The organism is Actinophytocola sp. (assembly GCF_035762905.1).
In the GTDB taxonomy this organism is placed as follows: domain Bacteria; phylum Actinomycetota; class Actinomycetes; order Mycobacteriales; family Pseudonocardiaceae; genus DASYTH01.
Window position 1 is genome coordinate 1 of record NZ_DASUCC010000021.1, and the last position, 10796, is coordinate 10796.

Genomic DNA, 10796 nt, shown 5'->3' on the forward strand with positions numbered 1-10796 from the left:
CCACCACCAACTCACCCATCACCGCCAACACCCCCAACAACTGCGTCGGCAGCGTCCCCGCCGTGCCCAACTGCACCGGCTGAACGGAAACCCGTCGTCACACCACAGAAATCGCCGTCCCGATGACGGCAAGACCCGGCCGGCTCACCGCATCGCCCGACGCGAAGCGGTGAGCCGGCCGGTCGGGGGTGTGGTCAGACCAGGGGGTCGTTGCGACCACTGCCGTGCGTACGACGAGATTGGAGCGGTATCCGCGGGTGTGGGTGCCGACCGCTTCCCGGCACGCGGCACAGGGCGTGGATCAGGTCGGGGTGGATGTCGAACAGGGTATGCATTCCGGTGATGGTCAGGGGCAGCAGGACCGGGCGGGTGTGCGCGATCAGGCACAGCTTGATCCCGGACGCCTGTGTCGCCTGCCTGATGGTGTCCAGGACGGTGAGGCCGGCCGCGCCGAAGAAACCCACCGCGGTGAGGTCGATGATCAGCTGTGCGCCGGGCCTGGGCAGGTGGGCCTGGAGGGCGTTGAGCAGTAGGGGGCTGGTGACCAGGTCCACCTCGCCGCGCACCGTGAGCACGACGACGCCGGGGAAGGCCCGGTCGGCGGTGACGGTCAGGAGCTCGTCGGGAAGTGGGTCTGGCGGCGCAATTGTCTGTTGGGGAAGGTCGAGGGTGCGGATTTGGAGGGTGGTGGTCACGGGTTTCTCCTCGGTTGGAGCAGTGTTGTGCCCGCTTCGTTCAGGTCTGGATGGTGCGGCGGGCCAGGCGTTGTGGGTTGGTCGGCGGGCGAAGGGCGGGGTGGTCACGGCTGTGTCCGATCGGGACTGATGGACCCGCTGCCCGTTTGCCCCGCCGATGCCGGCCGGGTCGCCGTCCTGGATGGATGATTCTGGTGGTCGGTGCGGGCGCGGACCCGGTCGATCATCAGCCTGGCTTCGGTCCTGGTGAACAACCCCAGCCGAGCGGCCCGCAGGATGATCTCGACGGCGCCGGGATCGGGCTCCGCACTGCCCGGAGTATCAACAAGTGCCATGGCGTGGGCCCCTCGGTCGGCTGTTGTCACGCCGGGGGCTAGGGCACCTACCTGCTCACCCTACGCCCTCCACCGGCAGAATGCCCGGGCGGGGCAGCGTGGGATCGCTACGCGCGGCAGTGCACGTTGATCCTGGCCAGTTCCGCGACCGTCCCGAGAGTCTGTTGTGGACGGTTCGACCTGGCCGGAGCATGGTCGTGAGGGTTGATCTTCAACGGTGGGCCATCGGTATTCCTCGATGGTGGTCACGCACGTTGGGACACCAGGCCGCCGTCGAGCTCCCAGCGCTGCACGGCCGGGTCGTCGGGCCGGTCGCGGGGCGGCGGAACCGGCTTGCTCGCGGCGATGGGTGCGAGCAGTTCTTCGATGCTGTCGATGTTGTTGCGCCGGGCCGCGATCATCATGATCGGGTGTGCGGTCGCCGGGTGGGTGGTGGGGGCGAGGACCAGGAGGGTCAGCCGGGTCCCGTTTGCTGCGATCACGTCGATGGTGTGCGGGTGTTGGGCGTGGAATCCGCCCAGCCGCACCTGGTGCTCGTCGACGTTGAGGCGACGGTCGGCGACGTTCCAGGTGGTGAGGTTGTAGCTGACCCGGTTGATGCGTCCCAGCCGAACGGCCAGCACCGCGAGCAACGCCGGCAGTTCGGCGGACAGGTCCCACGAGCGGGGCCACCACGCTCCGTCGACGTCACCCGTGGTGGGCGCCTTCGGCTTGAGCTTCAATCGCAGTGTCTGCCGCTGCGCGACGGTGACCGTGGTGGTAGGCGGAGTGGCGAGGCGAAGGTGTGGGCCCGACATCATGCCGGTGCTCCCGTCCCCGGCCGAACCGCGGCCGGTCTGGGTGGGTCGCTGCCGAGTTCGGCGTCGCGAAACTCGAAAGGTCGCGTTTGGGCGCGGCCAAGTCGTGGTCAGGTGCGGTTCTTGCGAATTTGGCGGCGGAGCTGGGTGATGCGCGCGGTGCCGATGATCAGGGTGATCAGGACGGAACCGACGGCGGCGATGAGCAGTGCGACGGCCAGCGGGGTGCTGGTGGTCATCCACAGGAAGGAGATCTCGGTGCTGTGGGTGTTCTGCGCCAGAAAGACGATCAGCAGGACGCCGAGGAGGGCGGCGGCGATGAGGGCTAGCCAGGCGGCGCCGGTGCGGGTGCGGGGCACTCGGACGGGTGCCGCGGTCGGTGGCTGGGCCGGCGGCGGTGCGGGGAGTTGCTCAGCAGGTGTCGACGTGCCGGCATCCGCAGGTTGCGCCTGGCCGTTGGTTTCACGGAGGGTGCGGTGCGGGAGGGACATACAAACCACTACTTCCAATGGGCCGGAAGGGCTGGCACCTCGGAGTGGGATGTCGTCGCGACCGGAATACGGCTCAGTCTACTCGCTGTAGGGGTGGTCAGCGCGGTTGGCCAGGCGGCGTGCCGATCCGGCCGGGCCCGGGGGCCGCTTGTGGTTGGTGGTGGCCGGGGCGCATACTGAGGACCTTCAGATGGGTGGGCGCTGTCCCGGACCCCGGCAGTCGAACGCAGAGTTTCGATGACCGGAGATACCCATGTCCTCGCGGTGGTCCGTTCCTCCCGGCATGCCGGGAGGATGGCGCGGACCAGGGTCTGGTCGCACTGGACGGTTTGCCCGCGGCGATGCGGGCGGGGTGGGAGTCGCCCACCATCAGTCTGGAGTGGACCGTCCGGACGCGACCCCGAACCGAACCCGCGGAAGGCCCGCGATCCGAAGAGTCTATCGAGGAGTCACGAGTGAGTATGAGCATTGTCGGCTGGATCGTGCTCGGCCTGATCGCCGGCCTGATCGCCAAGTCGTTGTTGGGCAGCCGGGCGAAACACGGCGTCATCGTCACGATCCTGATCGGCATCGCCGGGGCCTTACTCGGCGGTTGGGCGGCTACACAGTTCTTCGACATCGCCGCCACCGGAGGGTTCTTCGACCTGTCCACCTGGATCATCGCGATCATCGGATCCGTTGTGCTGCTGCTGGTTTACCACGTCGTCACCAGCGGCGGTCTCCGTACCAGCCGCCGCCGGCACGCCCGCAGATGACTGTGGCGCAACGGCATCAGAACGCCGATCCCACCCGGCCGCGCTGACGCGGGGGCCGGCGATGCAACACATCCTGCGGTTCCGGGCCGGTGACAACGGCGGCGTCCTGCTCGAAGAACCCACTCTTGCCTACGGCTTGGCCTGCGGATACGAGCGCGGGGCCGCGGAGTTGGGTGTCATCGCGGGTCAGTGGGTGCGCATGGAACTGTTCGACGACGCCGGCCGGCTCCTGGACTGGCGAACCTACGTCGCGCCGGTGACCGGCCGGCCGTTCCCCAGCCCACCGGCTTTCTCCCAACGTGGTCCGACCGACCGTGTCGACCCGTCCGGCGTTGCGGCCGGGGAGGCAAATTCGGTCGCCTGACGTTTCCGATGCCCGGGCGTTGTCCAGAGCCCCGGGGTGTGCGTGCGGGGTTATGGCGCGGCGAAGGCGGTGATCAGGTGCGCGAGGTGGCGGTCATCCCGATCCGCCGGGGATGGCGGGACGGGATCGGTGCGGGTGCTGCCATTACGTTCGCTACATCCACGCAACAAAAGGGACCTCGGCTCATGATCTGCGTCCGCGATCGTCACGGGCAGGTCACGCCACCGAGGTCCGGGGTAACAGACCGCAATGTACTCCGCTCCCGCCGTGATCGATACCGCCGTCCGCCACCTGGACGTTCTGGTACGGCTCGGTCCGCCGCGGACACCCCGTTCGGTCCAGTCGGGAAGACGGGCTTTCTGCCGGTCGGGCGCGTACAGTGGGGGCCGTAGCTGCCCCAGCCCCCGGCGTGACGCTCACCGACCGAGGGGCCGCCCATGACACAGGTTGATGTCGCAGAGAGCACCAGACTCCACCAGATCACGATCGCGGCTATCGTGCGCGCTGCCGGCCGGGGTCTGTTCACCGTCACCGAAGCTGGGGTGATGATCGACCGGATGCGTGCCAAGGCAACCACGTCAGCACCGTCTACTCAGGACAGTTCGCCGATTGGTGGTGGCGGAGCGCACCCGCGCGGCCACTCACCGGTTGATCCGGACAGGACAGTTCGATGACCGCGGTTCTCTCTCCGCGACCCGCCTCGGATCCGAAGCCGGCGATCCTGCCCGGCCGGTCGGTGGGCGAGCAGATCCTGGTCAAGATCTTCGTGTTCATCCCGTTCGCCGCGCTGGTCGCCGCGGTGCCGATCGCCTGGGGTTGGGGACTCGGCTGGACCGATCTCGGCCTGGCCGCCGGCTTCTATCTGGTGGCCTGCCTCGGCGTGACCGTGGGCTACCACCGCCATTTCACCCACCGCGCGTTCAAGGCCAACCGCAGCCTGCGGATCGCGCTTGCGGTGGCCGGTGGGCTCGCCGCGCAGGGACCGGTGATCTCCTGGGTGGCCGATCACCGGCGGCATCACGCGTTCTCCGACCGCGAAGGTGACCCGCACTCGCCGTGGGCGTTCGGCTCCGGGCCGGTCGCGCTCGCCCGCGGGTTCTGGCACGCGCACATGGGTTGGCTGTTCGAGCGGGTCAGCACCAACGCCGAACGCTTCGCCCCGGACCTGCTCGCCGACCGGGACGTGCGGGTCATCGACCGGCTCTTCCCGCTGTGGGTCGGCCTCACCATCGGCCTGCCCGCCATTGTGGGTGGGTTGATCACCTGGTCCTTGTGGGGTGCGCTGACCGCGTTCTTCTGGGCCGGTCTGGTGCGGGTTTCCTTGCTGCATCACGTGACCTGGTCGATCAACTCGATCTGCCACATGATCGGTGACCGGCCCTTCGCCAGCCGGGACAAGGCGGCGAACTTCTGGCCACTGGCCATCCTGTCGATGGGCGAGTCCTGGCACAACTCCCACCACGCCGACCCCACCTGCGCCCGGCATGGCGTGCTACGTGGTCAGATCGACATCTCCGCCCGGGTGATCTGGATCATGGAGAAGCTCGGTTGGGCGAGCAACGTGCGCTGGACCAACCCCGACCGGCTCGCCCGGATCGCCAGGCCCGAAACCACACCGCGTACCTCGCTCGAGGACGACCGCCATGACCGTCGTCGGCACGCCGTGGGGATGACGCCATGAGCAGTCCCCGGGTCAATGAGATCCTGTCGCGGGTCGTCGAGGGCAGAGGCTCGGACTCTTCGCTGCCGGCCCGGTTGTGCGCGGAATGTCTGTCGGCGTTGCCGGTCAGCGGGGTCGCTTTGGCGTTGATGACCGAGGACGGGCCCAGCGGGGTGGTGCTCGCGGCCACTGACGCACGGGCCCGGCAGTTGGAGGAGTTGCAGTTCGCTCTCGATGAGGGCCCCTGCGTGGAGGCGTCCCGCGGTGATCATCCGGTGCTGCATCCTGAGTTGACGGCGAGCGGGTCGGCGCGCTGGCCGCGGTACGGCGTGGCCGCGCTCGACGCCGGCGTGCACGCCATCTTCTCCTTCCCGCTGCGGGTCGGCGCCGTGCGCATCGGCGTCCTGGATCTCTACCGCGACACCCCCGGACACCTCACGACGCCGGAACTGGCCGATGCGGCGGCCTTCGCCGATGCGGCCATCGTCGTGTTGCTCTACCTGCAGGACCATCCCGGCCCCGATGGTGAGCGCTCGGCGTTGACCGGACCGATCGACAGCCGGGCCGAGGTCCACCAGGCCACCGGAATGATCACCATCCAGCTCGGGGTCAGCCTGACCGAGGCGCTGCTACGGTTGCGCGCCTATGCCTACGAATGCGGGCAGACGGTCACCGACGTCGCCGCGGACGTGGTCGCCCGCCGGCTGCGTTTCGACGACGGCGGGCCCGCGCGCGGGTCCGACATCGCGACAGCGAACCAATGACCACAACAGCGAGGAAAGGGTGGTGGAACTCATGACGAGCAGGGAACAGCTCATCGCCACCACGTTCGTGGAACTGGCCGACACCCTGGTCGCCGACTTCGACGTCATCGACTTCCTGCACACCCTGGCCATCCGCAGCGTCGAACTGCTCGGCGCCAACGCCGCCGGGATCATGCTCGCCGACCAGCACGGCGAGTTGCGGGTGATGGCCTCCTCGACAGAGGAAGCCCGGCTGCTCGAGCTCTATGAACTGCAGAACAACGAAGGACCCTGCCTGGACTGCTACCGCACCGGACGACCCGTGGCCCGCGCCGGCCTGCCGGCCATGCACTCGGCGTGGCCGGCATTCACCCCCCGGCTTCAGCAACTCGGATTCCACTCCGCACAAGCACTCCCGATGCGACTGCGCTCCGAGACGATCGGTGCGCTGAACCTGTTTCGCACCGAACCAGGCCCGTTGAGCGAAGCGGATCGGGGCATCGGTCAGGCCATGGCCGATGTCGCCACCGTCGGCCTGCTGCAGGAACGCGCGATCGCTGCCCGTGAGCTGCTCGCCGGCCAACTCCAGTCCGCGCTCACCAGCCGGGTGGTGCTCGAGCAGGCCAAGGGCATGCTCGCGCAGCGCACCGGCCTGTCCCTGGACCAAGCCTTCCAGCTGATGCGCGGCTATGCCCGCAGCAACAACCGCCGCCTCAGCGACGTCGCCGTGCGCATCATCGACGGAACCATCGACAATGCTCTGCTCCGCATCCACCGGCGCCCCAAGCCCACGCCACCCCCGGCATGACCACCACCGCCGATCGCCGCCCGCCGGCGGTGGACACCAGCATCATCAACAACATCGTCTACCTCGACGGCCGGCCGGCCGGCTCCCCGGGCACGCTTGGCGAGACCTTCCAGTTGCTGCAGCAGCAGCCGGGAAGCATGGCGTGGATCGGGTTGTACCGGCCGGTCGAGGCGCAGTTGTTGTCCGCGGCCACGCAGTTCGGGTTGCACGAACTGGCGGTGGAGGACGCCATCACCGCCCACCAGCGCCCGAAACTGGAACGCTACGGTGACACCCTGTTCGTGGTGCTGCGCTCGGCCCACTACCGCGACGAGACCGAGGAAGTCGCCTTCGGTGAGCTGCACCTGTTCGTCGGACCGAACTTCGTGCTCACCGTGCGACACAGCCACGCACCCGACCTCGCTGCGGTGCGCCGCCGCCTGGAAACCAACCCCGCCCTGCTGCGGTTGGGCCCCGAGGCCGTGCTCTACGCGGTGCTCGACGCCGTGGTCGACGCCTACGCCCCCGTGGTGACCGGCCTGCAGAACGACATCGACGAGATCGAAACCGAGGTGTTCGGCCGCCACCCGAAAGTCTCCCGGCGCATCTACGAACTCTCCCGCGAAGTAGTGCAATTCCATCGCGCCACCCGCCCCCTGCTCGGCATACTCGACGGCCTCTCCGCCGGGTTCACCAAATACGACACCGACGAGGAACTGCAACGCTACCTGCGCGACGTGGCCGACCACGCCACCACCGTGGTCGAGCAGGTGGACAACTTCCGCGGCATGCTCGCCGACATCCTCACCGTCAACGCCACCCTGGTCTCCCAAACCCAGAACGAGGAAATGCAACGCCTCGCCGAAGCCAGCAACGCCCAGAACGAAGAACTCAAGAAGATCTCCGCCTGGGCAGCCATCCTGTTCGCCCCCACCCTGATCGGCACCGTCTACGGCATGAACTTCCAATACATGCCCGAACTGCACTGGACGCTGGGCTATCCCTTCGCGCTGCTGCTGATGGCCGCCGTCTGCACCGGCCTCTACCTGATCTTCAAACGCCGCGGCTGGCTCTGACCCCGACCGGTTACACTCGACAGGCCGCCGCAGACCAGTCTCGACGCCGAGCAACCCCCAACCGGCGCGGCAGGACCGGGTGAGAGAAAGAAGCTGACCGGGTGGATCCAGCTGCCGGCGGGCGCCAGTCCGACCGCGACCGCGACGAGACCGGGCGAGCCCGCAACGCCCGCCCCCGGGACGGGTTGGGCCGCCCCCTGCCGCGCGGGGCAACCGGCGTCGCGCGCCAACCCGAAGGCGTTCCGCGATCACCGAACCAGACACTCGTCGAAGCGCAGCGCCTGCTCGACGACGGCAGGCCGTTCCACGCCCACGAAGTTCTCGAAGACGCCTGGAAGACCTCCGCCGAAGGGCACCGTGCCCTGTGGAAGGGCCTGGCCCAACTGGCCGTCGGCGCCACGCACGCCGCCCGCGGCAACAGGACCGGTGCGGTCACCCTGCTGCGCCGCGGCGCCGACCACATCGAGCCCTACCAGACCGAACCGCCCTATCACATCGACATCGCCGGTCTGCTGCGATGGGCCCGCGGCAACGCCGGCATTCTCGAGACCGGAGCCGGCCAACTGCCCACTCCCCGCCTCCGGAGCGCTCCCTGACAATCGATTCCGCCAAGCCCACCCGCCGCCGGCTGATCTGCTCGGACCGACCTGAGGACCTCGGGATGGCGCGGTGTAGGATACGTATTACGGAGCGCAGTCAACCGACGCGATTTCGCTGACGGTACGCCGGGAATTGTCGAGTCAATTGGTTCCAGATCCTCGCTCGCCAGCCGGATTCCGTGGCAACCGGAGCACCCACATGACCTCGATGACTTCTACGACCCAGGTTCTGACCACGCAGCGGCTGACCCTGCGGCCCTGGCGGGTCGATGACGCCCAGTCCGCATTGGACATATTTGGGCATGACGAGGTGACCCGCTGGCTGAGCCCCGCCATGGACCGGGTCGCAGACCTGGCCGCGATGCGGCTGCTGCTGCGGCAGTGGATCGCCGAGGACGCTCGGCTGGTGGCGCCGGCCGGCCGGTGGGCGATCCAACGCAACACCGACGGCCTGGTCATCGGCGGAGCCATCCTTCTCCCGCTGCCACCGGGCAACGAAGACCTGGAGATCGGCTGGCAACTCCACCCCGGCACCTGGGGACACGGCTACGCCAGCGAGACCACCCACGCGCTGGCCACCTGGGCGTTCAGCCAGGACGTCAACGAGATCTTCGCGGTCGTGCGCCCTGAAAACGCCCGCGCCGCGGCCACCGTCCGACACAACGGCATGCATTGGGTCGGCGAAACCACCAAATACTTCGACACCGACCTACAGGTGTTCCGGCTGCGCGCAGCCGACCTCGACCGAGCAGCGGCCGAGGGTCACCATCCACCCAACCTCAGCCACGACTGATCCGCTCGCCGTGTCGAAGCGGGACTGAAGGCGGACACACCGTCACCCCCCGCTCGGCGCCGAGCGGGGGGTGACGGTTGGCCTCAGTTGGTGGCGCCGTTCGGTGCGCCGGTCAGCGCGGGTGCCTGCGGCGCAACGGCATGCACCTCGATGCGCTTGGGCTTGGCCTCCTCGGCCTTGGGGATCACCACGCGCAGCACACCGTCTTCGAACGACGCGTCGATGGCGTCGGCGGCCACGTGCAGCGGCAGGGTGATCGAGCGACGGAACTGACCGAAGCGGCGCTCCACCAGGTGGGTCTGCTCGTTGTCCGAGGTCTGGACCTCACCCCGCTCGCCCTGGATCGTGAGCAGACCGTCTTGGTAGGCGATCTCCAGATCGTTGAGCTTCACTCCGGGAAGTTCGACCGTGACGATGTAGGCGTCTTTGCGCTCGGAGATGTCGACCGCCGGCGACCACGCGGGAGCGATGGTCCCGCTGAAGCCGGACTGCTGCAGCTCCTGCCCGCGGGTCTGACCCAGCATTCTGGTCAGGTAGTAGATCGCCTGTTCCTGCGCGCCGCGCAGATCATGAAAAGCATCCCAGCGCGTCATGACTTCCATTGCACACGTCCTTGCTGTATTTCACCGGCGGCTCGGGATGAATGTCCCAAACGAACGGAACACTGTTCACTTGTCGAGCAACCGTGTTCACTGTAGCGTGAACGACGTTCACAAGCAAATCTGGACGGGAGAGAACGGTGCAGACCGAGGCCGACGCGGCGCTGTGGTTCCGCGCCCCCGACACCCCCGAGACCACGGACCAGCGGCGCCCCACGCTCACCCGGCAGCGGGTGGTGACCGAAGCACTCACGCTGATCGCTCAGGAGGGCGTCCCAGGGCTGACCATGCGCGCCCTCGCCGCCCGCCTCGACGTGGTCCCCGGCGCGCTCTACCGCCACGTGCACAGCAAGGAACGCCTCCAGGACCTCGTTCTGGACGGCGTGCTCGCCGAGGTCGACTGCGACGTCGACGGCGCACTGCCCTGGACCGAGCAGATCACGGTGCTGGCGCATCGGTTGCGCGCCGTGCTCAGCGCTCACCCCGGGGTCGCCGCCCTGCTGACCACCCGTGACCCCCTCGGGCCGCACTCCCTCGCCCTCGCCGAAGCCTTCCTGCGACCACTACACGCCGCCGGGCTCGGCCACCAGCAGATCGGCCACGCCTACTTCCTCATCGTCGGCTACACCCTCGGCTTCGAGGTGGGCAACACCAGCACCTCGGCAAACCAGCAACGCGTCCACGACCCCGCCACCAGAAAACAACTCCACCAGTTCTTCCGCTCGCTGCCCCAGGACCGCTTCCCGACCCTGGCCGCCCTCGGCCGCCACGTGTGGCTCGACAACCACGACAAGCGATTCGCAACCGGTCTCGACATACTCCTGGACGGGCTGGACAAACGAACATCCCGGTAACCCGCACGACGCCGCCCCGATGGAGCATCGAGATTGGGCAGCATGTCCACTGCTAGGAAGGTTTGTCCACTCGGGACAGTTCGACGACGAGCATCGTGGACCCGGCTCAGGGACTGTAATCTCAACGGTGTAACTGTCCAAAGTGGAGGTTGCATTGATGAGTAGTGAGAGTAGTGCCAGGTCAGCAGCGGCGGGCACGCCGGCGGTGGATCGGCAGGTGGTGGCCGAGTTGGTGGCTCGGGCCCGGG

The 10796-nt window shown here is 68.1% G+C and carries 13 protein-coding genes; 9 read left to right on the plus strand and 4 right to left on the minus strand.

The features are described from left to right. Positions 1 to 194 precede the first annotated feature (194 nt). The 3 genes from VFV67_RS02605 to VFV67_RS02615 all read right to left on the minus strand — a co-directional run bounded on the left by VFV67_RS02605 (position 195) and on the right by VFV67_RS02615 (position 2186). A complete protein-coding gene (locus VFV67_RS02605) occupies positions 195 to 695 on the minus strand; it encodes an STAS domain-containing protein (RefSeq protein WP_326466904.1) in 501 nt (166 codons plus the stop codon). Positions 696 to 1275: 580 nt separating this feature from the next. Further along, positions 1276 to 1830: a DUF5994 family protein gene (locus VFV67_RS02610; RefSeq protein WP_326466906.1), complete on the minus strand. Its 555-nt coding sequence runs from the start codon at positions 1828 to 1830 to the stop codon at positions 1276 to 1278. Between the two features lie 107 nt (positions 1831 to 1937). Beyond that, positions 1938 to 2186 (minus strand): LapA family protein, encoded by a 249-nt coding sequence (locus VFV67_RS02615; RefSeq protein ID WP_326466907.1) that lies wholly within the window; start codon positions 2184 to 2186, stop codon positions 1938 to 1940. A 593-nt stretch (positions 2187 to 2779) separates the two neighbouring features. Between VFV67_RS02615 and VFV67_RS02620 the strand changes: the two genes are divergently transcribed. The 8 genes from VFV67_RS02620 to VFV67_RS02655 all read left to right on the plus strand — a co-directional run bounded on the left by VFV67_RS02620 (position 2780) and on the right by VFV67_RS02655 (position 9095). Next, entirely contained in the window at positions 2780 to 3073 is a 294-nt protein-coding gene (locus VFV67_RS02620; protein ID WP_326466918.1) for a GlsB/YeaQ/YmgE family stress response membrane protein, read from the plus strand. 61 nt (positions 3074 to 3134) lie between these two features. Beyond that, positions 3135 to 3437: a hypothetical protein gene (locus VFV67_RS02625; RefSeq protein WP_326466908.1), complete on the plus strand. Its 303-nt coding sequence runs from the start codon at positions 3135 to 3137 to the stop codon at positions 3435 to 3437. Between the two features lie 670 nt (positions 3438 to 4107). Then, the gene (locus tag VFV67_RS02630) at positions 4108 to 5118 is read left to right on the plus strand and encodes an acyl-CoA desaturase (protein ID WP_326466909.1); all 1011 of its coding nucleotides are present in this window, start codon (positions 4108 to 4110) and stop codon (positions 5116 to 5118) included. After that, complete coding sequence (locus VFV67_RS02635; RefSeq protein WP_326466910.1) at positions 5115 to 5861, plus strand: GAF and ANTAR domain-containing protein; 747 nt, start codon at positions 5115 to 5117, stop codon at positions 5859 to 5861. Before VFV67_RS02630 ends, VFV67_RS02635 begins: the two co-directional genes overlap by 4 nt. Before the next feature lie 31 nt (positions 5862 to 5892). Beyond that, a complete protein-coding gene (locus VFV67_RS02640; RefSeq protein WP_326466912.1) occupies positions 5893 to 6648 on the plus strand; it encodes a GAF and ANTAR domain-containing protein in 756 nt (251 codons plus the stop codon). Further along, the gene (locus VFV67_RS02645; protein WP_326466913.1) at positions 6645 to 7703 is read left to right on the plus strand and encodes a magnesium and cobalt transport protein CorA; all 1059 of its coding nucleotides are present in this window, start codon (positions 6645 to 6647) and stop codon (positions 7701 to 7703) included. Before VFV67_RS02640 ends, VFV67_RS02645 begins: the two co-directional genes overlap by 4 nt. 101 nt (positions 7704 to 7804) lie before the next feature. After that, on the plus strand, positions 7805 to 8299 hold the full coding sequence (locus VFV67_RS02650; RefSeq protein ID WP_326466914.1) for a DUF309 domain-containing protein: 495 nt from the start codon (positions 7805 to 7807) through the stop codon (positions 8297 to 8299). Between the two features lie 211 nt (positions 8300 to 8510). Further along, the gene (locus VFV67_RS02655) at positions 8511 to 9095 is read left to right on the plus strand and encodes a GNAT family N-acetyltransferase (RefSeq protein ID WP_326466915.1); all 585 of its coding nucleotides are present in this window, start codon (positions 8511 to 8513) and stop codon (positions 9093 to 9095) included. 83 nt (positions 9096 to 9178) lie between these two features. On the opposite strand, the gene VFV67_RS02660 is transcribed toward VFV67_RS02655, so the two are convergent. Then, a complete protein-coding gene (locus tag VFV67_RS02660; RefSeq protein WP_326466916.1) occupies positions 9179 to 9688 on the minus strand; it encodes an Hsp20/alpha crystallin family protein in 510 nt (169 codons plus the stop codon). A 146-nt stretch (positions 9689 to 9834) separates the two neighbouring features. On the opposite strand from VFV67_RS02660, the gene VFV67_RS02665 reads away from it, so the two are divergent. Beyond that, a complete protein-coding gene (locus tag VFV67_RS02665) occupies positions 9835 to 10548 on the plus strand; it encodes a TetR/AcrR family transcriptional regulator (protein ID WP_326466917.1) in 714 nt (237 codons plus the stop codon). The last annotated feature ends 248 nt before the right edge of the window (positions 10549 to 10796 follow it).

What these genes read in the sequence shown, in the direction of transcription:
- VFV67_RS02610 (WP_326466906.1), bottom strand. Translation starts at nt 1,830, where the DNA reads ATGATGTCGGGCCCACACCTTCGCCTCGCCACTCCGCCTACCACCACG.
- VFV67_RS02620 (WP_326466918.1), top strand. Translation starts at nt 2,780, where the DNA reads ATGAGCATTGTCGGCTGGATCGTGCTCGGCCTGATCGCCGGCCTGATC.
- VFV67_RS02625 (WP_326466908.1), top strand. Translation starts at nt 3,135, where the DNA reads ATGCAACACATCCTGCGGTTCCGGGCCGGTGACAACGGCGGCGTCCTG.
- VFV67_RS02630 (WP_326466909.1), top strand. Translation starts at nt 4,108, where the DNA reads ATGACCGCGGTTCTCTCTCCGCGACCCGCCTCGGATCCGAAGCCGGCG.
- VFV67_RS02635 (WP_326466910.1), top strand. Translation starts at nt 5,115, where the DNA reads ATGAGCAGTCCCCGGGTCAATGAGATCCTGTCGCGGGTCGTCGAGGGC.
- VFV67_RS02640 (WP_326466912.1), top strand. Translation starts at nt 5,893, where the DNA reads ATGACGAGCAGGGAACAGCTCATCGCCACCACGTTCGTGGAACTGGCC.
- VFV67_RS02645 (WP_326466913.1), top strand. Translation starts at nt 6,645, where the DNA reads ATGACCACCACCGCCGATCGCCGCCCGCCGGCGGTGGACACCAGCATC.
- VFV67_RS02655 (WP_326466915.1), top strand. Translation starts at nt 8,511, where the DNA reads ATGACTTCTACGACCCAGGTTCTGACCACGCAGCGGCTGACCCTGCGG.
- VFV67_RS02660 (WP_326466916.1), bottom strand. Translation starts at nt 9,688, where the DNA reads ATGACGCGCTGGGATGCTTTTCATGATCTGCGCGGCGCGCAGGAACAG.